20 protein-coding genes are annotated in these 22076 nt (G+C 62.2%); 10 read left to right on the top strand and 10 right to left on the bottom strand.

All coding sequences use genetic code 11. From position 1 onward, the window contains the following. The first annotated feature begins 81 nt into the window (after positions 1-81). On the top strand, positions 82-750 hold the full coding sequence (locus BH682_RS02480) for a DUF6891 domain-containing protein (RefSeq protein ID WP_063315195.1): 669 nt from the start codon (positions 82-84) through the stop codon (positions 748-750). A gap of 5 nt (positions 751-755) precedes the next feature. Here the strand turns inward: BH682_RS02480 and BH682_RS02475 are convergent, their stop codons facing one another. The 3 genes from BH682_RS02475 to BH682_RS02465 all read right to left on the bottom strand — a co-directional run bounded on the left by BH682_RS02475 (position 756) and on the right by BH682_RS02465 (position 4108). Further along, positions 756-2501 carry a cholesterol oxidase substrate-binding domain-containing protein gene (locus BH682_RS02475; protein WP_058038264.1) on the bottom strand — a complete coding sequence of 582 codons (1746 nt, stop codon included), beginning with the start codon at positions 2499-2501 and terminating at the stop codon, positions 756-758. A 118-nt stretch (positions 2502-2619) separates the two neighbouring features. Continuing rightward, positions 2620-3423 carry a metal-dependent hydrolase gene (locus tag BH682_RS02470; protein ID WP_075831951.1) on the bottom strand — a complete coding sequence of 268 codons (804 nt, stop codon included), beginning with the start codon at positions 3421-3423 and terminating at the stop codon, positions 2620-2622. Between the two features lie 220 nt (positions 3424-3643). Continuing rightward, positions 3644-4108 carry a hypothetical protein gene (locus tag BH682_RS02465; protein WP_003943487.1) on the bottom strand — a complete coding sequence of 155 codons (465 nt, stop codon included), beginning with the start codon at positions 4106-4108 and terminating at the stop codon, positions 3644-3646. A gap of 167 nt (positions 4109-4275) precedes the next feature. On the opposite strand from BH682_RS02465, the gene BH682_RS02460 reads away from it, so the two are divergent. Next, positions 4276-4980 carry a response regulator transcription factor gene (locus BH682_RS02460; RefSeq protein ID WP_003943475.1) on the top strand — a complete coding sequence of 235 codons (705 nt, stop codon included), beginning with the start codon at positions 4276-4278 and terminating at the stop codon, positions 4978-4980. Further along, positions 4977-6356, top strand: a complete 1380-nt coding sequence (locus tag BH682_RS02455; RefSeq protein ID WP_075831949.1) for a sensor histidine kinase — start codon at positions 4977-4979, stop codon at positions 6354-6356. The genes BH682_RS02460 and BH682_RS02455 overlap by 4 nt, the downstream gene beginning before the upstream one ends. Here the strand turns inward: BH682_RS02455 and BH682_RS02450 are convergent. The 7 genes from BH682_RS02450 to BH682_RS02420 form a co-directional block, all read right to left on the bottom strand. Beyond that, on the bottom strand, positions 6253-7242 hold the full coding sequence (locus tag BH682_RS02450; RefSeq protein ID WP_007732341.1) for an LLM class F420-dependent oxidoreductase: 990 nt from the start codon (positions 7240-7242) through the stop codon (positions 6253-6255). The genes BH682_RS02455 and BH682_RS02450 overlap by 104 nt on opposite strands. 6 nt (positions 7243-7248) lie before the next feature. Next, complete coding sequence (locus BH682_RS02445; protein WP_003943463.1) at positions 7249-7935, bottom strand: HAD family hydrolase; 687 nt, start codon at positions 7933-7935, stop codon at positions 7249-7251. Positions 7936-8204: 269 nt separating this feature from the next. After that, a complete protein-coding gene (locus tag BH682_RS02440) occupies positions 8205-9656 on the bottom strand; it encodes a catalase (RefSeq protein WP_003943483.1) in 1452 nt (483 codons plus the stop codon). A 31-nt stretch (positions 9657-9687) separates the two neighbouring features. Beyond that, positions 9688-10242 (bottom strand): Fur family transcriptional regulator, encoded by a 555-nt coding sequence (locus BH682_RS02435; RefSeq protein WP_003943517.1) that lies wholly within the window; start codon positions 10240-10242, stop codon positions 9688-9690. A gap of 112 nt (positions 10243-10354) precedes the next feature. Then, positions 10355-11098, bottom strand: coding sequence for a helix-turn-helix domain-containing protein (locus BH682_RS02430; RefSeq protein WP_075831947.1), 744 nt, complete (start codon positions 11096-11098; stop codon positions 10355-10357). Beyond that, the gene (locus BH682_RS02425; RefSeq protein WP_142006325.1) at positions 11067-12686 is read right to left on the bottom strand and encodes an AMP-binding protein; all 1620 of its coding nucleotides are present in this window, start codon (positions 12684-12686) and stop codon (positions 11067-11069) included. Before BH682_RS02425 ends, BH682_RS02430 begins: the two co-directional genes overlap by 32 nt. Beyond that, complete coding sequence (locus tag BH682_RS02420) at positions 12680-14650, bottom strand: alpha-ketoacid dehydrogenase subunit alpha/beta (protein ID WP_198165719.1); 1971 nt, start codon at positions 14648-14650, stop codon at positions 12680-12682. Before BH682_RS02420 ends, BH682_RS02425 begins: the two co-directional genes overlap by 7 nt. Before the next feature lie 279 nt (positions 14651-14929). Between BH682_RS02420 and BH682_RS02415 the strand changes: the two genes are divergently transcribed. The 7 genes from BH682_RS02415 (at position 14930) to BH682_RS02385 (ending at position 21847) form a co-directional block, all read left to right on the top strand. Beyond that, entirely contained in the window at positions 14930-15847 is a 918-nt protein-coding gene (locus BH682_RS02415; protein ID WP_054187024.1) for an alpha/beta hydrolase, read from the top strand. A 72-nt stretch (positions 15848-15919) separates the two neighbouring features. Continuing rightward, a complete protein-coding gene (locus tag BH682_RS02410) occupies positions 15920-17218 on the top strand; it encodes a sugar ABC transporter substrate-binding protein (protein ID WP_143542547.1) in 1299 nt (432 codons plus the stop codon). Positions 17219-17235: 17 nt separating this feature from the next. Further along, the gene (locus BH682_RS02405; protein WP_185744486.1) at positions 17236-18765 is read left to right on the top strand and encodes a sugar ABC transporter ATP-binding protein; all 1530 of its coding nucleotides are present in this window, start codon (positions 17236-17238) and stop codon (positions 18763-18765) included. An 8-nt stretch (positions 18766-18773) separates the two neighbouring features. Next, on the top strand, positions 18774-19787 hold the full coding sequence (locus BH682_RS02400) for an ABC transporter permease (RefSeq protein WP_190287611.1): 1014 nt from the start codon (positions 18774-18776) through the stop codon (positions 19785-19787). Next, positions 19784-20635: a mycofactocin-coupled SDR family oxidoreductase gene (locus BH682_RS02395; protein ID WP_064111995.1), complete on the top strand. Its 852-nt coding sequence runs from the start codon at positions 19784-19786 to the stop codon at positions 20633-20635. Before BH682_RS02400 ends, BH682_RS02395 begins: the two co-directional genes overlap by 4 nt. A 49-nt stretch (positions 20636-20684) precedes the next feature. Beyond that, positions 20685-21518, top strand: a complete 834-nt coding sequence (locus BH682_RS02390; protein WP_075831945.1) for a mycofactocin-coupled SDR family oxidoreductase — start codon at positions 20685-20687, stop codon at positions 21516-21518. A gap of 26 nt (positions 21519-21544) precedes the next feature. After that, positions 21545-21847: a hypothetical protein gene (locus tag BH682_RS02385; protein WP_054187019.1), complete on the top strand. Its 303-nt coding sequence runs from the start codon at positions 21545-21547 to the stop codon at positions 21845-21847. The last annotated feature ends 229 nt before the right edge of the window (positions 21848-22076 follow it).

Raw genomic sequence — 22076 nt, 5'->3', positions numbered from 1 at the left:
TCGGTGCAGTACGGTGCCGGTATGCGATTGCCCTGGTCACGGTCAGCACAGTCACGGTCAGCACAGTCACGGTCAGCACCGGTGCTCAGTGAGGCCGACATCGTCGCCGTACGTGAGCAAGCACGCGAACTGGTAGTCCCAGGTTTCGCTACGTTCGACGAAATCTGCGAAGCCGCCCGAGACTGTGTCGAGGGCGGCTTCGAGAACGACGAACTCGGCAGACAGATCGACGCAGTAGTGCGTGAGGTCTGGGACCGAAGAGTCGAGGAGCAGACCCAGTGGACGGCTCCCGGAGACTTCGAGCGCCTCTCCGCAGCCTTCGCCGAACTCGAACGCAACGGCATCGTGGCCCGGATGAACTTCACCTGCTGCATGCAGTGCGGCACTACCGAAATCGACGACGAACGCACGCCGTCCGAACCCGACGAGAACGGGTATCCCTTTGCTCAGTGGGCGTACACGTTCTTCCACATGCAAGATGCGGAGCGTCTCGGCGACGAGCCGTCCGATCTCTACTTGTCCTACAGTGCGTTCCGTCCGGCCCACGATCTCGATCCCGCGCTGGTCGCCGCTGCCTTCGGCGGCGACGAAACCGCCAAGGCACACATGATCGCGCACACCGATCAGACCGTCGGGCGCCAGGTAGCCGACGCACTCCGAACTCAGGGGCTGAGCGTCGATTGGAACGGTGACAACAATCAGCGTATCCGTGTCACCGACGTATGTTGGCGCAAACCGCTTCCGCAGTAGGAGATTCAGCTGGGTGGCAATACGCGGTCGAGGAACGTATTGCTGAATACGCGGTGCGGGTCGTGTTCGTCGAGAGTGGCGAGAGCGAAGTCCCAATTCCCGTCGCCACCGGCACGAAAGGTGGCAGGCACTGTGCTGGTGAGGAATTCGTCGTCCTGGTACGCCGCCTGATCGGTGAATGCCCACCCCTTGGACCACTCCGGACGGAAGGTCGCGTAATCGCCGGAGTAGTTCGCGACCATCCACCGTTCCATTTCGCGAAGGAACGCAGGCAATCCCGCGGTGCCGGGAATCGAGACCACGTTCATCCAGATCGCTGTGTCCCAGTCCTGACGATCCGCCCGCGGCCGCACCGCTGACAGGTCCGGCACTCCGGCGCTGTCGACCAACACCTCGCCGTCATCGTCGACACCGCAGAGACGCACTTCGAACGGCATGTTGACGGGATACTGCCCCAACGACGCGTAGTGCGTCATTCGTTCGTTCAGCCAACTCGTCATCTCGTGGACCACTCGGCCGATGTTGGACCGCTTGGTGATCACGGCTCCGCCCCCGGCTACGACGCGCAAGGTCGTATGCCGGAGGTAGAACAGAACGTCTTTCGACCAGCCCCAGAGATCGTCGGTGTCGGTCAGCACCAATCCTGCTGCTACAGCGCCGAACTGAGAGGCGCCGAACAGCGGTGTCGCACCTTGGAGACCCTGTGCCACCATCCCCAACGGGGTGGTGACTTCTTCGGGAATCGCGTCGGAGAAGAAGTAGTTGTACGGCCCGCTCACCTCTCGGGACTCCGGCGGTTTGACCGGGGTCGGTGTCCAGACCTTGAGCCACGGTGTTTGCGTGAACGGGAACCAGATTGCTTCCACCCGTCCGGATTTCTCGACGAAACTCTCGTAGGTACGCCCTGGCGACCCGGGAGCAGCAAAGAGTTCTTGCCACGGAATGTCGGTGAAACTCTGGCACCGCAGCCGATAATTCTCCCCGGCTTGCAGCGTCACGGAGGTGACGAAGGTTCGACCCAGATGGGTCAGGAAGGCGGTGCTCTCGACGTCCGATCGGTGAAATGTCTTCAGTGCGTACCGATTGATGCCTTCGTCCCACGCCACCACCGTGATCTCGGTGATCAGGTTGCTCAGCGAACCATACGATTGACCAGGGGTGATCGTCTCCCCCACCGCCGGATAGGTTGCCCCGTGAGCACCGATCGCCAGCGCGCCGGCGATGGACAGCTCACCGATCGCCGGAGAGTTGGCCCAGCCGAGCCCTTCTCGCTCGAGCGCTGTCAGAATCGCTTCGATACTGGCGCCGGCGCCCGCCGTGACCGTTGCGGGCGTGCCGTGCTGCACCACAACCGAATTCAAGTTGGCCATCGTATCGACCAGCAGAACTCGATCCGAAGGCGCGCCGGGCACCACCGTCAACGGGCTCCACCCGTGCATCGTTCCCTTCGCACGCACTGTGTACCCGTTGTCGAACGCCCAGTTGGCGAGGGTGACGACGTCGTCGCTGTGACGTGCCGTGGCCGTCCACACGCTGTCGAGCATGATTTCTCGCGACCAGTTCGCGTACGCCGACTGTGACAACGGAATGTCCGACGGATATCCGGGCGGTGGCGCGATGGTCGATGCCGAGCCCCAGGGAACTGCTCCTGCCGGTGCCCAGGAAATGCCCGCGAGAGCAGCTGCGCCGGCACTCGCTGCGAGAAATCCGCGCCGGCTCACACCGTCTTCGCTCGAGCTGTGCTCTGCCATGCGCTCTGCTTGATGCACCACTGCTCACTCCGTCAGCCGACTCGGTTCATGTCAGGGACGAACGTAGAACAAATATGATTACGATGCCAGTGGTTCCGTAATAAAAGTTTTCCGAAGCTCACTGCACCATCGGAGCGAAGACCGCGTAGATCGCTTCCGGGGCACCGTCGAACGCACTGATGATCAACCAGGCAGTCAGAACCGTCAACGCCGGCCCGATCAGGATCTTCTCGAGGTTCCCACCTGCACGGATGGACAGGAATGACGGCAGCCGTTGTTCCCACCATCGTTTGCCGCCGAGCGGAATCAGGGGCGCGAGAAACGGCACCCCTTCCTTGGTGATCGCATCGCCGAGACAGTGCGTGGCGCAGCCCAAGGCCACCGCAACACCTAGCCCCGTGGATCCAGCCTCACTCGGATACCACTGCCAGGTGAGGGCAGAGAGCACCAACGCAACGGCGGAGACCGCGAGCCAACCCTTCTCCTTGGCCAATTCACCCGCCAATCCACGGATGGCCAACCCGAGGCAGAAGAACAGGGTGATGATGATGGCTGGCTTCTCGAACTGAACAACCAGCGCCGAGACCCCGGCACCCAACCCGGCGGCGAACAGCGCGGTGTGCGTGAGCGTCCGATGCCCACCACGACGCTTGCCGTCCTTCTTGCCTTTGGTGATGCGGTAGAAGGTCACCGAAATTGCGTCGATGCCTTTGGCCAGAGCCTTGCTGAGCGGACCGAATGATCGCGAAACCGTCGACTGACCGGTATCGAGGTCGGGAAGCAAGGCGGCTCCGGCACACACTCCGGCAAAGGTCAAAGTTTCCGCAGTGGATGTGGGCCCTCCCCAGTCGAGAGGCAACAACTCCGCAACCACCAACCCCACAGCAGCACCGGACATCGCGTGGGTGGGGCCCATGACCATGAAACACAACACCTTTCGAAACGCGCCCCGCATCAGGCCGTACCGCACCCTCTGCAAGACACCACACACATGACGCCGTCGGCGACGGCCCCGGCATGCTCGCCGAGACCGCCCCGAACGTAGCAAGTGCTACCGACAGGCTTGACCAACCTCCAGACCCAGTTGAGTACGGCCGTACCGTTCCAGGTCAAAGCGGTTCATGCGGAGCTTTTTTCGCTCGTCAGCCCGCGGCAACCGTGCATGACAGGGCAACGCCTTCCTCCAGCGGAGCGACACCGGCCATGTCGAGCACCTCTGCCGGAACACCTTCGGTCGTCGGAGCCCACTCGACGGTCGGCAACGCCGGCACCCCTTCACGCGCAACGAATGTCGCAGCTTCGCTCGGCACTTCGATAGTGACTGCGGCCGTACCGGCCTCCTCCGCGCGCACGACCTTCCCCTCGTCGATGAGCTTCTGCAGCTCCTCGTCGGAAATCGGCGCCGCGACACCACACGCTACTTCGGGAGCCACACCCAACTCGGCTGGAGCGGTCGCGATCGACCGCACCGCCACCGGTGACCCGTCGGAAATCGGGTTGGAAGCCCAGGCGATTCCCGGCGCCACTGCCATACCGAGGACCGCCACGGACGCCACCACCACACCGGTCCGGCGGGCCCGCTTGCCGTTCACTTTCAATCGCGTCATCGTAGTTCTCCTTGATCGAACGTTCTCGAGTTCTCGGCGCGGTCGCATCCGAGAAACCCGAGGTTATGAAGCCAACACTGCAGATCTGTTGTCGGTTTCTTAGGAGTTGATGAGAATGCGACGGCCCTCGCTCCGAGCGAGGCCCCAGGCCTTGATCCGATGGCACCATGGCTGGGGTGAGTACACGCGAGCGCATCCTGATCGTTGACGACGACGCGAAGGTTCTGAATTCGCTCGAACGTGGACTCCGATTGTCGGGCTTCGACACGGCAACTGCCGTCGACGGACGATCGGCCTTGTCATCGGTGAACAAGCAATGCCCGGCCGCGCTCGTTCTCGACGTCAACATGCCCGGCCTCGACGGCGTCGGGGTGGTGACCGCCCTGCGCGCGATCGGCAACGAGGTTCCGATCTGCGTGCTCAGCGCCCGAAGTTCCGTGGGTGATCGCATCGCGGGGCTGGAGGCGGGCGCCGACGACTACCTCACCAAGCCCTTCGAGTTGGCCGAGCTCGTCGCCAGACTCCGCGCATTGCTTCGACGCACGACGCGAGCCACCCCGTCGGTCGACCATCCGATCACGGTGGGACCGCTGACGGTCGATCTCCGTGGCCATCGAGCGCACATCGACGGTAGGCGAATCGAACTCACCAAAAGAGAATTCGACCTGTTGTCGGTACTCGCCGAGCACGCCGGTGTCGTACTCAGTCGCGCACAACTCCTGCGACTCGTCTGGGGTTACGACTTCGCCGCCGACACCAATGTCGTCGACGTCTTTGTCACCTACCTACGCAAGAAACTCGAAGTCGACGGAGCGCCCCGCGTGATCCACACAGTGCGTGGGGTGGGCTTCGTCCTGAGGGCCGAACGATGAAGCGGCCGCTGTCACTTCAGACTCGCGTAGCCATCGCCTCGGGCCTGGCCGCCGGAATCGTGATTGCCGCGATCGGAATTGCGTTCGCGGTCTTTCTGCGTGTCAACGGATCCGAACAACTCGAACGCACTCTCGATTCCGTCACCCTGGGCGTCGCGGCGAGTGCGCCGAGCCCGCTATTCATCGAGACACCAACTGCAACAACAGAACCATCCGTGGTCAGCCCCGGATTCAACGCCGCGACCGTCAGCGCCTTGGCTACCACCGATGTTCGCAGTCGTGATGTTCTGGTGCCCGGCGACAGCGGCGCCACACTGGCCGTCAGCATCCCCGAAGACCCACTGACCCAGGCAATCCGCGAGCAGCAGTTCCAAGTGGCCGCTGCAGCAGTGGTCGCCATCCTTGCCGCGGCCGGGCTCGGTTGGTTCCTCACCGGCCGAGCCGTCCGGCCACTACAGCAATTGACCGAGACCACCAGTTCGATCGGCAACAACCTCGACGTCGACGGACTCTCGCGCCGGGCACCGTCGGTACGTGGAACGCGAGAAGCCGAAGAACTGTCGGAGGCAATCCACAGCATGCTCAGTCGCATCGAAAGCGATCGAAGCCGCACCGAGGAGGCGTTGGAGTCGGCACGCGATTTCGCTCGCGTCTCCGCCCACGAACTGCGCACACCTCTCACGTCGATGCGTACCGATCTCGAAGTTCTCGCAACACTCGATCTCACGGAAAGCCAACGGCGCGAACTGTCCGGCGAATTGTTGGAGGCGCAGCGCCAGATCGAGCGCACCCTGACCGACCTCGAGACTCTAGCCCTGGGTGACGTGGCCGATCCCGAGGATTGTGCCGACGTCGATCTCGTGGAGGTTGCCGATCGCGCCGTCGCTGACGCGGGCCGTCTGCACCCGCAGGTCGACGTTCGTTTGAAAGCACCGGAAGAACTTTCGGTTCAGGCCTTTCCCGCGGGTATCCGTCTGGTGCTGACCAACGCCGTCACCAATTCCGTTCGGCACGGCAATGCCGACGAAGTCGAGATCACCGTCCGATCAGGGGCTGCGACGGGTTCGGCGACGGTATTCGTCGACGACAACGGCACCGTGATCGCGCCTTCGGAACGCGAAGCGATGTTCGAGAGATTCGTTCGTGGTACCGGTGCGGGCGACGCCGGAAGCGGTTTGGGACTGGCCCTCGTCGCGCAGCAGGCGAGGCTGCACGGCGGTAGCGCGCGACTCGACAAGAGCCCACTCGGCGGAACTCGATTGATCTTCTCGATCAACCCAATTCGACGTGCAGAGCCTCGAGCAGCGGCTTGGCCGCCTCGTCGAAGAATCGGTCTTGGGTATCTCCACCGATCTGTACCAGTGCCACATCGGTGAATCCGGCGTCCGTGTATGCCTTGACCGCTTCGACGATCACATCGAGATCGGGACCACACGGAATGCTTTCAGCTACATCCTCTTTGCGCACGAACTGAGTCGCACCCGAGAAGCTCGCCGGCGTCGGCAGTTCGGAGTTCACGGACCACCCTCCGCCGAACCACCGGAACTGCTGATGAGCTCGTGCAATTGCCGTGTCGCGATCAGGGTCCCACGAGATCGGAATCTGACCGATGGTCCGGCCTGCGGGAGCCAATCCGTATGCTCGGCCGTGCACGTGCTTCCACAAGTGCACTAGCTCCGAATCCGGTTGCACGGCAATCAAATCGTCGGCCATCGGACCGAAACGCTCGACGGACTTGTCTCCGGACATGGCCAGCGCCAGCGGAACCGGGTTCTCGGGGAGATCCCAGATCCTGGCGGACTGGACGTCGAAGTACTCCCCCTTCCAGCTCACCAGATCTCCGGCGAGCAGTGCGCGAATGATGCTCACCGCCTCCTGCAGCATGTCCTGGCGGGTGTCGATGGACGGCCAACCCTCGCCGACCACATGCTCGTTCAGGCTCTCGCCACTTCCCAATCCCAGGGTGAAGCGTCCGTCCGCGAGGATCTGGATCGTCGCAGCTTTCTGAGCGACGACGGCGGGGTGGTACCTCACGGTCGGACAAGTCACGTACGTCATCAAACCGACTCGCTCGGTGGCGTGGGCGACTGCCCCCAGCACCGACCAGGCGTAGGGTGCATGCCCCTGCTCGGTCAGCCACGGCGAGTAGTGATCACTCATCACTTCGAAGTCGAAGCCGACTTCTTCGGCCCGAACTGCATGGCGAACCAGTTCTTTCGGACCTGCCTGCTCCGTCATCAAGGTGTAGCCGAATCGTGCCATCACTGATCAACTCCCGGTATCTAGGCCTGAAACGAGTTCGGAAATCACACTGCCGTCGAGGTGGTCGAGGAGGTCGCGGGCGTCGTCGTACACGGCAGCCGCACCCGCACCTTCGAGTTCGTCGGTCGACATGCCGCCGCTGCGCACTCCCACAGCCACAACGCCCGCCCATGTCGCCGCCTTCATGTCCCAGACGGCATCCCCGACCATGACCGCATTGCCCGCGTCGACACCTGCCTTCGCGAGCGCGACCTCGATCAGGTCCGGATCAGGTTTGGCCTCGTCGACGGATTCCGAAGAGGTGGCGGCGTAGATCATTTCGTCGATGTCGAGCGTCCGGCGTAGCAACTTCAGTTCGTCGTCCGGCGCCGAGGTAGCGAGCACCACATGCAGTCCGAGCGAGTGAACTCGGCGGATCAACTCGCGCGCTCCCGGCAGTACTCGGAGACGGTCGGCCGACTGCCGGTAGTACGTGGTGTGAAGTTCTTTGGCTCGCGGTCCGCACCCGTCGATGTCTTCGCCGAGCAAGGACTCCAGTAGTTGGTCTCCGTCCATGCCGATGCTGCGGTGTACCCGCCACGCGTCGACCGGGCGACCTACCTCGAAGAAAGCTCGCGACCACGCTTCTACGTGCAGATAGTTGGAATCGACGAGCGTTCCGTCGATGTCGAAGAGAACCGCACCTATTGCCATGGGAATTGACTGCCCAACACCTCGGTTCGCGAAACTTGTGCCCCGAGCATTCTCAGCTCGAGAAGCGGATCATGGAGAGTGCGAACAGCAGAAGTGCACGTCGAACAGGGGTGTCGTCATGGAGTCAGTCGTTGTATTCCTTCTCGCATGCTTCGTCTATTGGTTTGCGCTTCTGTAGTTGGGTAGACGGAAACGGACCGCTGCCGGGAAGTGATTTCCCTTGCAGCGGTCCGCATTCGGTAGACCTAAGCGATGCTCATGTCAGCGGGTCACTGACCTGCGCGTACACCTTCTTCGACGCGCTTGCCCAAATCTGCGTCGACGTTCTTCCAGTACTCGAAGACACGCAACAGAACTTCCTCACTGACGCCGGCAAGGGCGTGGCCGACGATGTTGCTCACCAGGCGCTCACGAGCTGCGTCGTCGAGAACTTCACGGACCAGCGTTCCGGCCTGCGTGAAGTCGCCGTCCTCGGCGTGCTCGATGTATCCGGCGCGCACTGCCTTGCCGTCGAACGCCCACAGTCCTTCGTCACCGGCAACCGACGGATCGGCATGCGGTCCGCCGTACGAGTTCGGTGCGTACACCGGCGTCGACGGGGAATTGAAGCTGTAACGCATGGCGCCCTCCTTGGAGTAGGAGTTCACCTCGTTCTTCGGGGCATTGACCGGCAGGTCGGCGTAGTTGGTGCCGATGCGGTAACGATGTGCGTCGGCGTAGGAGAAGACGCGGCCGAGAAGCATCTTGTCCGGGCTGAATCCGATGCCGGGCACCACGTTCGACGGCTCGAACGAAGCCTGCTCGATCTGCGCGAAGAAGTTCTCCGGATTGCGGTTCAGCGTCCACTTGCCGACCTCGATCAGTGGGTAGTCCTTCTGGGACCAGACCTTGGTGAGGTCGAACGGGTTGAAGCGGTAGCCTTCGGCCTCGTCGACCGGCATGATCTGAACCTTGAGTGTCCAGCTCGGGAAATTACCGGCCTCGATGGCGTTGTACAGATCCGCGCGGTGGTAGTCGGGATCGCTACCGGCGAGGCTGTCTGCTTCGGCCTGCGTCAGGAACTCGATGCCCTGATCGGTCTTGAAGTGGTACTTCACCCAGAAGCGTTCACCCGCAGCGTTGACCCACTGGTAGGTGTGCGATCCGAAGCCGTCCATGTTGCGCCAGGTCTTCGGGATACCGCGGTCACCCATCAGCCAGGTCACCTGGTGAGCGGTCTCGGGACGCAGAGTCCAGAAGTCCCACTGCATGTCGTGGTCACGAAGACCGGAGCCGGGCAGTCGCTTCTGCGAACGAATGAAGTCGGGGAACTTGATGGCGTCCTTGATGAAGAACACCGGGGTGTTGTTGCCGACGAGGTCGTAGTTTCCCTCTTCGGTGTAGAACTTCATCGCGAAACCGCGCGGATCGCGCCAGGTGTCCGGGCTGCCCTGCTCACCGGCGACGGTGGAGAAGCGGACGAGTGACTCGGTCTTCTTACCCGGCTGCAGGAACGCGGCCTTGGTGTACTTGCTGACGTCGTGTGTGATGACGAGTTCACCGAAAGCGCCGCCGCCCTTGGCGTGGACGATGCGCTCCGGGACACGCTCGCGGTTGAACTGCGCGAGCTTCTCGATCAGGTAGTGGTCGTGAAGGAGCACCGGCCCCTGAATACCCGCGGTCAGCGATTCGTCATCACTTGCGACCGCGATACCGAAATTGTTGGTGGTGGGCTTGGTCATGGCGAAGCCTCCTAGCGTTGTGGGCTGGGCGTCAGAGGAGCGGGGCTGCATCCGAGTCGAACGCATGGGCTGCATGCGAGGTGGCTGACTCGGAGGTTCTGGACGCATCAATTCGATTCTGCGAGACCGCGTCCGACTCGGTGTCGGATTCGGCAGAATTCTTCAGGCAATCTTCGCAACGGCCCCAGAACACGACCTCGGCTTCGTCGATTTCGAAGCCATGATTATCGGAAGGTTCGAGGCAGGGAGCTTGGCCGACAACACAATCGACGTCGACGACCTTGCCGCAGCCGCGACAGACGAGGTGATGGTGGTTGTCACCAGTCCTCGTCTCGAACCGTGCGGGCGAACCCGCCGGCTCGATGCGTCGCAGCAATCCTGCGTTCACGCATGCCTTCAGCACGTCGTAAACGGCCTGTGTGGATACCGATCCGAGCTGCTGCCGCACGAGTGCTGCAACAGAATCGGCGTCTGAATGCGGTTGGGCTGTAACCGCATCCAGCACGGCGAGGCGCGGAGCAGTGACCCTCAACCCGACGGCGCGCAATTGCGCTCGGGGGTCGAAGTCATGCTCTCCGTCTCGCATGTTTCCCAGTATGCCGCTTTTCTGGAATTAGTCAAGAAAAGGATTGCCTAAGTTGAATCGAGACCGGTGTCACACCTAGCGGCATCACACCCAGTGCATCGCACCCGGTTACTCAGCCCAGGACGAACCAGATCGCCTTGACCGTCTCGTCCGTCTCGTTGCGCAACCGGTGGGGAACGTTCCCGACCAGGTGTATCGCTTCACCCGCCTCGAGGAGCCGACGCATTCCGTCGATGTCGATCGTCAGAGTCCCTTCCAGCACGTACCCGTAGTCGTCACCCGAATGAGTCTGCGGTGCATCGCCCGGTGCGGAATCGGCGCCGGGCTCGTACTCCGTGAGGAGGAACTGGACGTGATGGTTCGCGGGAGTGTTCGCCAACCGTTGCCAGCGAACACCCGACCGAAAGGTGAGGCAGTCGGAGATCCGCGGTTCGTGAGTCTTCGTTTCGGATGCGGATTCCCGTTCCGGATCGACGCTGTTGCCGAGCAGCACGTCCAAGGACAGGTTGAGTTCGGTCGCGATCGCAAAAAGCGTGTTCACCGCGGCCTGACTCTGCCCCAGTTCGAACTGCGACAGGAAGGACGGCGATACGCCGAGCCGCCTCGCCAATTCACGAACCGGGATTCCCTGTCTCGTGCGTTCGGCACGAACCGTCTTGCCTACCGACGTCCCCAAACCGTTGTCCTCCGTCTTCTGTTTGCGCGCCGCCACCTTGGCCGGCGCCGACTTCTGCTGTGCCGACTTCTTCTGTGCCGTCGTCTTTTGGGGAGTCGTCTTGCGCGGTTGCGATTTCTTCGATGCAGCCGCTGTCGACTCAGCCGTCTTACGAGGTGGCTTTGCGCCGGTTGCCGTCATGTCCGAACTCGCTTCCGTAGGTCTCGGGGACCGCCTGTGCGGAGCCCAAGCCTAGCGCTCGACGTAGGAGAAACTTCTGAACCTTCCCACTCTCCGTCCGAGGAAGCGACGCAACGGTCTCGACTCTCTCCGGAGCTTTCTGAACGGCAAATCCTTCGGACAGCAGGAAGATCCGCAGATCTCGAACGCTTGGCGGATCACCGTCCGGAACCACGAAGGCGCACGCGCGCTCCCCCAGATCCTCGTCCGGATACCCGACCACCGCCACCTCTCCCACATTGGGATGAGCCTCGAGGGCCCACTCGATGTCGGCAGCGCTGAATTTCTCTCCGCCCCGGTTGATGATGTCCTTGATCCGTGACGTGATCCGGATCTGACCGGGTCCGTCCACGGCGGCTACGTCGCCGGTCCGGAAAAAGCCGTCCTCGGTGAACGATTCCTCGTTGATCGAGCTGTCGACGTAGCCGACGAACAGTTCCGGGCCCCGCACCAACAGCTCGTCGTCTTCGCCGAGCCGGAATTCGTTTCCGCCGATCACAGCTCCTTCGTCCTCTGCCTGCAGGTCGATGTCACCGAAAGGATCACCCATGACGAGGGTCGGAAGTTCCGTCGATCCGTAGGTGCGAACAACCGCCGTCCCCATCACGCGATGGGCCCGACGCACCAACTCGGGCGGAATCCCGGCCCCACCACACACGAATCGGGTCAGCTGAGATCGTCGATATCCGCCCTTCTCGTAGGCGTCGGCGAGACCACGGAGAAACGGTGTCGCGCTCACGGTGAACGTGCATTGCTCGCGTTCGATCAACGCAACTGCCACTTCGGGAACCCAGTGTTGCATCAGAACGGTAGAGCAGGCTGCCGCTGCCGGCAGAACTACCGCATACGAAATTCCGGTGATGTGGGGTAACGGCGAAGGCATGAAGATTCGGTCCTGCGAATCCACGCCACAATGCGCGATCATGCTCGAACTCTCGGCCATCAGGGTCCGATGTGTGTGAAGCACGCCTTTCGGAGCCGAGGTGGTTCCCGACGTGTAGAGAACGAGGGCGACATCGTCGGGATCCGCGCGGTGGTCGGGCCGGTTCGACTCCATCCCGAAGTCCAGGAAGTCGTCGAACGTTGTGCGTCGCAACCCACCTTCGCCTCGAGCCTCCACCAGAAGAACCTCTCGGCCCAGATCACGGAGCACCGTCCCGAGTTGCTCGACGTGACGATATCCGCGGTATTCCTGCGGGGCTACGATCACCGACGGCTCAGCTTGCTCGACGATGAAGGACAACTCGTGTGCGCGGTAAATCGGGACCACCGGAAGGAGAATGCCGCCGGCAAGCCACGTGCCCCAGGCCGCAACCACGGATTCCCACCAGTTCGGCAGTTGAACGAGTACCACTTCTCCAGGCTCGAATCCCGATTTATGCAGTGCGCCTGCAAAGCTCGTTGCAGCGTCCACCAATTCCTGGTAAGTCCACCGCACACTCTCGTCGACAAGGGCCAGTGCTTCGGGATCGCGACGCAGGGCGTCGAGAAGCATCTCGGGCAGCACCCCGCCGCCGGTCATTGCCCGCGGGCGGGTAGCGCTCAGCACGACATCACCCGCCGAACGGCTGCAACGATGTCGTCAGGTCCGACTTCCCACTCACGTTCGAGCACCGGCGCATAGGGCGCAGGCGCGTACCGTGCTCCCACCCGCACTACCGGCGCGTCCAGTGAATAGAACCCGGAATCCACCGCCATAGCTGCGATCTCGGCTCCGACGCCGAAGTCCACGACGGCTTCCTGGGCAATGACCATCCGGTTCGTCCGACTGAATGATTCGAGAATCGTCTCCCGATCGAGCGGAGCAATCGTTCGTAGATCGATGACCTCGGCATCGATCCCTTCGTCTGCCAACGTCTGCGCCGCGACCAAGGCGTGCAATGCCATACGCGACCACGAGACGATGGTGACGTCCGAACCTGGTCTCGTCACCGCTGCCTTTCCGATCGGAACCCGAAAATCCTTGCTCGGCAACAAACTTTTCTTCTCGTACAGCAGTCGATGCTCGATGAACATGACCGGGTTGTCGTCCTCGATCGCTGCCCGCAACAACCCGTATGCATCCGCGCCCGAACTCGGCATGAGCACAGTCAGTCCCGGGATGTGCGCCAACAGCGCCTCGAGACTCTGCGAATGCTGACCACCCGACGATCTGCCGGAACCGAACTGCGTCCGCACCACCAACGGCAGACTCACTGCGCCGCCCGTCATGAACCGAAGTTTTGCCGCCTGATTCATCAACTGATCCAGGCACACCCCGAGGAAGTCGAGGTACATCAGTTCCACGACGGGCCTACGGCCCGCCATCGCGGAGCCGACGGCAAGACCCATGATTGCCGATTCGGAGATCGGCGTATCGAGCACTCGACCCGGATACTTTGCGGCCAATCCCCTGGTCAGACCGAAAACATTTCCGCCGGCAACGTCGATGCCGGCAAGAAACACATCCGGATCGGCCGCCAGAGAGTCATCGAGCGCCGCCTTGAGGATCTTGGACTGCGACACGGCCGCGCCGCCCGCGCCGACACCCACGTCGAGGCGGTCCGGCGGGTAGATGCGACGCGGCGAAAAGATGTACTCCATCACGCTCGACGCCTCCGGTTGCGGCGACGACCGCGCGAAACGCTCCGCCTCGGCGACCACCGCCCTCACCCGCTTGTCCACCAGATCGAGTACTTCGTCCCCGATGCCGAACTCTCGGAGTCGGCCACGCGTCAGCGTCAGTGGATCGGCCGCGAGAATGTCTCGCGCCATCTCGTCCTTGTCGCGGTACACCTGCGGATCGCCCTCGTAGTGCCCGTGCACCCGCAGAGTCGTGACCTCCACGAACACCGGACCACCGCTGCCTCGCACCTGCTCGTACACCGGCCGAATACCGTCGGCGACCGCCTCGACGTCGTTGCCTGCCAGCGTGATCGATTTCATCCCGTATCCCGCTGCGCGCGCAGAGATCGGGACAGGATGCTGATCCACCGTCGAGGAAAACTCCGAGAATCCGTTGTTCTCGCATAGGAAGATGATCGGCAGCTTCCACAGAGCAGCCATGTTCATCGCCTCGTGGAACGCACCGGTCGCAATCGCCCCGTCACCGAAGAACGCCACCACCAGATCGCCCTCACCGCGATCCTTGGCAGCGAAAGCCGCACCGACGGCAATCGGCAACCCCGCGCCCACGATCCCGTTCGCACCGAAGATCCCCAAGCGGGGATCCGCCACGTGCATCGAGCCACCCCGGCCGTTGTTGGCTCCGGTGACCTTGCCCATCAACTCCGCCATCATCCGGTCGGGCTCGAGACCTTTTGCCAGAACATGGCCGTGCCCGCGGTGCGTCGAGGTGATGACGTCACTGACCCGCGCATGAGTGAGAGCCCCCACCGCGCACGCCTCTTGACCTATCGAAGTGTGAACGAACCCCGGAATGGTGTCGCCCTTGTAGAGCGCCGAGATGCGCTCCTCCATCATCCGGATCAACAACATCTTTTCGTAGGCACACAGAACTTCTTCGCCGTTCACGAGCCGGAACACCTCCAATAATGCTGCGCTCGTTACGAATACATGCGCAGTGGGTGAGCAGGACTATACCGACGGATTTTCCTCGCTGTCCAGTGTCACTTGACAAAGGCTGTGAGGTGACTCACGATTACGGAGTACTTCGGATCCGCGACGATCCGCTCGGGGCAGTTGGCACGAGCGAACCGCGTCGATGCCGTAATACGCACGGCGACAAGACCGTCCGTTTTCTTTCGTACCTACTTCCGTTCAGCTTTCACTCGTTACATGAGGAGTCGCGCAATGCGCCGTGAAGATGTCGAATTCTCCAGCGACGGAGTCACCGTTCGCGGTTGGCTGTACCGACCCGACACCGACGACGACGTTCCGGCCGTCGTACTGGCAGGCGGTTGGTGCTACGTCCGCGAATTGGTCATGCCCTATTACGCCGAGGCCTTCGTGACGGCCGGTATGGCTGCGCTGGTCTTCGACTACCGCAACCTGGGCGTCTCGGACGGTGAGCCCCGCCAACATCTGGACCCGAAGCAACAGATTCGTGACTATCAGAACGCGCTCAGCTTTCTCGAGCGCACTCCCGGCATCGACAACGACCGTCTCGGCGCCTGGGGAATTTCCTACTCCGGCGGCCACGTGATGATTCTCGCCGCGACCGATCCCCGGGTGAAGGCCATCGTGTCTCAGATTCCGGTGATCGACGGGTACCGCAACATGCGTCGGATCCACGGGACCATGGGTTATCGAAAGCTGTGGGACGCAATTCTCGAAGATCGCCGACTCCGCTTCGACGATCCGGATCAGCGACTGCACATCGCGCATGCGAGCGAGAACCCCGAGGAAGAACTGTCGTCCTGGCCGTTCCCCGAGACGAAGACGACCTTCGCGGCACTTCAAGCCACCGAAGCTCCTCTCTACCAGAACAGTTCGACCATGGAATCCGTCGATCTCCTGCTCGACTACGACGTCAACTACTTCGTACCCCGGATTCTCGACACGCCGTCGATGATGATCGTCGCCGAAGGCGACGACCTCACGTTGTGGGACTTGGAGATCGAGAGTTTCAACAACATCCCGACTCCGAAGAAAGAACTTGTCGTCCTACCGCACACGTCGCACATGACGCTCTACAGCGATCAGTCCAAGCTCGCAGTAGCGGCCGAACACGCTTCCCGTTGGTTCACAACGCATCTGCTGGCGAAGTAGCGAAATCTCCCGTTTCCTCCACACCTCGAGACAACCTCTCGAGCCCCCTCTTGTGAGACCAAGGATGTGATCATGCCTTCGATCGAATCGAAGATCGTGGACGTCGCGCGAAACGCGACGTTCTCTCATCCACTGACCCGACGTTCCTTCTTCGCCGCAATGGGCGCAGCAGGCATCACCCTCGGCGCAGTGGCCTGCGGAGCAGGCGGCAGTTCCACCAGTACCGCCGCCGGCGGTGGCGCTGGCGCGGGCAAAGTCCAGGAAAAGACCCTCTGCCAGGTCACAACTCTCTCCAACGACTACTTCGTCGCGTTCTCGGACGGCGGCAAGCAGGCGATGGACGCGCTGGGCGTGAGCATGTCCTCGGTGGAGGACCAGGGCAACGTCAACACTGCGCTGGGACAGGTAGGCAACGTCCGCGCTTCGGGCGGCAAGTCGATCTTCGGTACTCCCGCCACCGAAGCTCAAGCGGCAGCTGTCACGAAAGCCTGCCAGGCAGCCGGGATTCTGTATGCCAGCTCGTACACGGCGCCCGCCTGGTACACACCGGCCGACGCGGACAAGTGGGTCCGCTTCATCACACCGCCGTCCACCAAGATCGCCGTCGCAACCGCCAAGGCTTTGTTCGACAAGGTCGGCGGCAACGGAACCATCATTCATGTTCCGGGGCAGAAGGGTTCGTCTTCCGACGATCAACGGACAGCTGGACTGAACGCCGCGGCCAAGGACTACCCGGGAATCAAGATCGTCACCGCGTCGCCGGGCAACTGGACTTCGGAGGACGCGAGAAAGGCGTTCACGAACATCTTGCCTTCGGTGCCGGACTTCGTCGGGGTGTTCGCGCAGAACGACAGTCAAGCTGCAGGAGTCATTGCGGCACTGGACGCCGCGAAGATCACCGGCAAGATCGTGGTCGGATTCGACGGTAACAAGCAGAACGTCGAATACATCGCGCAGGGAAAGCAATACCTGACCAGCGCGACGGTCGGCGGACTCACGGCAGGAATTCTCGGTGTCACCATCTTCGATCAACTCAACGGCGTCGACCTGTCTCTGCCGGAGCGATTCCTTTCACAGGGAGCACTCCTGGTGACTCCGGAGATCGCCGACGACGTACTGAAAACCGTGTACGCACCCACACTTCCGTTCGACTGGGCAAAAATGAGCAAGGCCCTGCATCCTGACGATTGGGACCCGCAGACCGTACTCAACCCGATCGATCCGCGGGAGTACTACGCCGGCGTATCGCAGGACCAATACACGCTGAACAGCGCTTGGAACTCTGCAGATATCACCGGAGTACGCACCGAGTACGCAGCCGCGTTCCGCTCGGGCCCGTTGCTGCAGTACAAAGACCAACTCGTGGCCTGAGAATGAGTGATACGAAGGTGAGCGACTCAGCAACCATCAGCTTGCGTGGGGTCTGCAAGAGTTACGGACCCGTTCACGCCCTCCAGGACGTCTCACTCGACGTCAGCCGAGGTGACGTTCTCGGCTTGATCGGTGAGAACGGCGCCGGAAAGTCAACGCTGATCGGCGTTTTGACGGGAACGGTGCGTCCCGACGCCGGAAGCCTCGATGTCAACGGGACACACGTGGAACTCGGCGACTCGCGTACTCTCCGCGAACTCGGAATCTCCGTGGTGGTCCAGGAGCAGTCATTGGTCGATGCACTGCGGGTGTACGAGAACATCTATCTCGGACGTGAGGGCGAGATAGGTGGTTGGGGACCCGGCCGGCGTCGGAGAATGCGCGACGCCGCCCAGTCGCTACTCGACACACTCGGCATCGAGGGGCTGCGCGCCGACGCCGTTGTCGCCGAATTGACCTACCCGCAAAGGCAACTGGTCGAGATCGCACGTGCCTTCTCGCGGATCACCGACGCCACCGAAGCGCCGGTGATCCTGCTCGACGAGCCGACAAGCGCGTTGACCGAGACCGAGGTGGAAATCCTCTTCGCGTTGATCGAGGGGTGGCGCGATCGGGTGTCGTTCATCTTCGTCTCTCACATCCTGCAAGACGTCCTGCGGATCAGCACACGGCTACTCGTACTTCGCGACGGGCGGTCCATCGAAACGCTCTCCGCTGACGGCGTCACGGCGGAGCAACTGCACGAGTTGATGGTGGGTAGCGAACGCAGCGCGGACTACTACCGCGAAGGCGAACAGACCGGAGTGCTGTCGACGAAGCCGTTGATCGAACTCCGAGATGCAAGCAGCGCAGGCGAGTTCGAGTCCGTCGATCTTGTCGTCCGACCGGGCGAGGTAGTGGGACTGGCCGGAGTCATCGGTTCGGGGAAAGCGTCGGTGGCTGCAGCAGTCGCGGGTGCGGAGTCGTTGTCGGCGGGTTCGATTCACGTCGACGGTACTGCGCACGAGCACTGGTCGGTTCCCGCTGCCGTGGCAGCCGGAGTCTTGTACGTCCCGCCGGAGCGTGCCCAGGACTCCCTGTTCCGCAGCGCGTCGATCAGAAACAACATCTCGATCGGCTTCCTCGATCTCCTCCGCCACCCGTGGACGCGGCTACTGCGTTTACGGACCGAAAGGGAATGGACGACGCAGTTAGCCCGCGCGCTGCAGGTCAAGGCCCCGTCGTTGTCGACGCCCATCGGGGAACTCAGTGGCGGAAACCAACAGAAGGCGATCTTCGCTCGGTGGCAAGGTCGCGAATGCAAAGTGCTGGTCCTCAGCGATCCGACGCGTGGAATCGACGTCGGAACGCGAGAGGAGATCTACGGTTTGGTCCGGTCGATGGCTGCATCGGGGGTCGGCGTGCTGCTGTGCGCCGAATCCCTCGAAGAAGTGATCGGAATGTCCGACCGAATCGTGATCATGAAGGACGGAGTCATCAGCGCAGAGCTGGCGGCCCCTGCAGAGCACAAGCCCGCCGAAGTCGACGTGATCAAGCACATGATGTGAGGAATGCAGTGACCCAGACACTCTCGAAGCAATCGCCGGTCAGCGATGCCGCAGCGCCGTCAGGCGCGCGCGGTCTGCTGAGTCGACTCGATCAGCACCGCAACATAGTTGTACCGACGGTTGCAGTGCTGGTCCTGATCATCTATTTCCAGTGGCGCACGGAAAGTTTCATCACTGCGACGTCCGCGCAGAACATTCTCAACCAGATGGCTTTCCTGACCGTGCTCGCGCTCGCCGGCACGTTTGTCATTCTGATCGGTGGTATCGATCTTTCGGTGGCGGCGACGGCCACTCTCGCCGGAATTCTGATCGCCACGTGGATCGACAAGTTCGGCGGCCCGTTGGCGATAGTCATGGTGATCGCCGCCGGGGCGGTGGTCGGACTGGTCAACGGATTGATCACGACAATGCTCAAGGTTCCGTCGTTCCTGGTGACGCTGGGAATGATGTCCGTACTCGACGGCATTTCCAACACCGTCTCCAAAGGCGGTCCTGTTTCCTATAATTCGAATCTTCTCCAGAGCCTGGTGAACGAGTCGATGATCCCCAACGTCCCCAACGGGGCACTGATCGCAATCCTGCTGACCATCGGCGCGACAGTCCTGGCATTCGGTACGTCGTTCGGTCGCCACATGTATGCGGTGGGCGGCAACGAACGCGCCGCGGCACTCGTCGGTGTTCGCGTACGACGCACCAAACTTGCGGTCTTCGCGGTTGCCGGAGCCGTCGCCGCGATTGCCGGAATCATCTTCACCGGCCAGGCCAGCACCGGCGTCCCGATGGGTGCAGGCCCGAGCCTGCTCAATTCCATCGCAGCCGTGGTGGTGGGCGGCACCGCACTGTCCGGTGGCGTCGGCGGCCCACATCGAACGATCCTCGGTGCACTCGTGATCGTGTTGCTGAGCGCCGGAATGGACCTGACCTCGGTCGACCCCTACACACAACTCGTCATCAAGGGCATCGTGGTGATTGCCGCAGTTGCACTGACCATCGACCGACGCCGATACGGAGTGATCAAGTGACCACCAGAGCACGCACCACCGGAAGAGTTTCGGGCAAGGTCGCGTTCGTCACCGGCGCAGCACGCGGCCAGGGCCGGGCACATGCGATCCGCTTGGCCGAGGAAGGCGCAGACATCATCGCGCTCGACATCTGCGCCGATGTCGAAGGCGTTCCGTACTCGCTGGCAAGCGAAGCCGACCTCGCCGAGACCGTCCGGTCGGTCGAGGCGGTCGGCGGACGAATTCTGGCCGAGGTGGCCGATGTTCGCGACTTCACCGCGATCAAAGGTGTCCTCGGCCGCGGAGTCGACCAGTTCGGTCACGTCGACATCGTCTGTGCCAACGTCGGTATCAACATCCCATCACCTACACACGAACTCACCGAAAGCCAGTGGGGCACTGTCGTCGACATCGATCTCAGCGGCACGTGGCGAACCGCCAAGGCAGCAATCCCCTACCTGATCGAACAGGGCGTCGGGGGCGCGATCATCCTGACCAGCTCGGCGGCCGGGCTCAAGGGATACGGCAACATCGCGCACTACACAGCCGCGAAACACGGCGTCAACGGGTTGATGAAAACTCTCGCGCAGGAACTGGCTCCCCACCGAATCCGAGTGAACACCGTCAACCCCACCCAGGTCGACACTCCGATGATCATGAACGACGCCATGTACGAGTTGTTCTGTCCGGACATCGACGAGCCGACCCGGGAGGATTTCGCCCCGTTGTCGCAAGCGATGAATGCGCTGCCCATCCCGTGGGTCGAATCCGTCGACGTCAGCAATGCCGTGCTTTTCCTCGCGTCCGACGAAGCCAGGTACATCACCGGCGTCGCACTGCCCGTCGACGCAGGCGTACTCGTCAAATAGCTCTCCGATCACCCACGTACACAACAATTTCAGCAACAGGAGGATCCCCATGACCGGACGATTCGAAGGCAAGGTCGCATTCATCACGGGTGCTGCTCGCGGGCAAGGGCGTAATCACGCATTGCGGCTGGCGCAGGAGGGCGCGAACATCATCGCTCTCGACTCCGTCAAGGACAACGACACCGTGCCGTACCCCTTGGCCACGGAGGACGACCTTCAGGAAACAATCCGTCTCGTCGAAGAAGCAGGCGGCAAGATCATCTTCTCGCACGCCGACGTGCGCAACTTCGACTCGGTCAAGCTGGCCCTCGAAGCCGGGCTCGATCGCTTCGGCCACGTCGACATCGTCATCGCAAACGCGGGCATCCTCTCCTTCGGGAACGCGCACGAATTGGACGAGGAGAAGTGGGGCGAAATGATCGACGTCAACCTCAGCGGCGTGTGGCGCACCGTCAAGGCCGCGATCCCCCACATGATCGAACAGGGCACCGGCGGCGCGATCGTCCTCACCGCCTCCGTTGCCGGGCTGCGCGCGTACACGGGTGTCGGACAATATGTTTCGGCCAAGCACGGCGTCGCGGGATTGATGAAGACCCTCGCCCAGGAACTCGCTCCGCATCGCATTCGCGTCAATACCGTGAACCCGACGCAGGTCGACACCGAGATGGTGCAGAACCAGGCGATGTACAACCAATTCGTTCCCGGCACCGACAATCCGGGTCGCGACGACTTCGCCAAGGCCTCCGGCGACATGATCCTCTACCCGATCCCGTGGGTAGAAAACGACGACGTCACCAACGCCGTCAAATTCCTCGCCTCCGACGAAGCGCGTTACATCACCGGCGTCGCGTTGCCCGTGGACGGCGGCGTGCTGGTCATGTGAGTGACCGACCAGTTCAGGAGACTCTCGTGAACCGAGTGACGAAGATGCCACCTCAGCTCTGTGGAGGGACGAGCGTCGCAACCACCCACGAATGCCAGGTTCGACGTGCCAAACGCTCGCGAAACCGTGGATCGTATGCGGACGACCTCATCGACTTCGCAATCCTGTGGCGCCCGTGGAACGGCGCCGCTGCCGAGGACATCTTCGTCACCTTCGGCCTGTCGCCGCGGACGTATTACAATCGACTGCGATCAGCTCTGAGTGGGCCGGCCGGATCGGACCTGTGCACGGCACTGAAAATGGAACTCGCCCAGCTCGGCGCTGCCTGAACTCGTCGGCCCTGCTTGAATCACTACACACCGCGTCGGAAATACTTCACGATCCCCGGGAACAAATCCGGGGAGACCGCCGTTGAACACCCTGTCGGCGTCCGAACAAGCCCCGGGCCCCACCCCTTTTGTCGCTGCGAGCGACCACCCGCCGAGAGGCGCCTGTGGGACGTCGACACCTGACTTTCACACCACACCACACGACCAAGGCCGCCCGGTCACTGACGGG

Source organism: Rhodococcus sp. YL-1 (genome assembly GCF_001942025.1).
Classification (GTDB): domain Bacteria; phylum Actinomycetota; class Actinomycetes; order Mycobacteriales; family Mycobacteriaceae; genus Rhodococcus_F; species Rhodococcus_F qingshengii.
Note: the sequence above shows the minus strand (reverse complement) of the source record. Positions and strands in the feature narration are given on the sequence as shown.